At 56.1% G+C, this 531-nt stretch carries 1 protein-coding gene; it reads right to left on the reverse strand.

All coding sequences use genetic code 11. The features are described from left to right. A partial coding sequence (locus DWZ61_RS19390; protein ID WP_243026466.1) for an RHS repeat domain-containing protein occupies positions 1-531 on the reverse strand: 531 nt, incomplete at both ends.

Genomic DNA, 531 nt, shown 5'->3' on the forward strand with positions numbered 1-531 from the left:
GAATCCCAGCTGATCCGTCCGCTCGCTGACCTTGCCGAGACTGTTGTAACGGTACTGCACCGCATTACCGTTACCGTCTATAGTCCTGCTGACCTGTCCGGCGGGGGTGTACTCGTAGCCTTCCTTCACCCCGTCCGCAAAGCCAATGCCTGTGATGCGTCCCCAGCTGTCCACGTCATAGGAGATGGGATTCTGGTTGCCGTCCACGACTCCCGTGATCTGGCCTCTGGCATTATACTCATACTGCTGGAGGGTGCGCTGATGGTTCCGGTTACCGTTCCCTAATCGCCGGACATCCTTGATCTTTCCGTCCAGTTCATAGGAAAGCTCTGTCCGGTTTCCAAACGTATCCTCTTGGATAACCGGCTGATTCCGCAGATTGTAAGAAAGCTCCTGTACCACTTCACCTAATGCATTGGTGGTACGGATGCGGTTGCCACGGCTGTCATAGGTGTAGGATACCCCCGCCCCGTCATCACTCTCCGGCTCGTAGCCGTAGGGACTGATCTCTTTCCGCAGCCTGTCATTCCG

Origin of the sequence: Clostridium sp. AF34-10BH (assembly GCF_003478095.1) — a bacterium.
GTDB classification, from domain to species: domain Bacteria; phylum Bacillota; class Clostridia; order Lachnospirales; family Lachnospiraceae; genus Acetatifactor; species Acetatifactor acetigignens.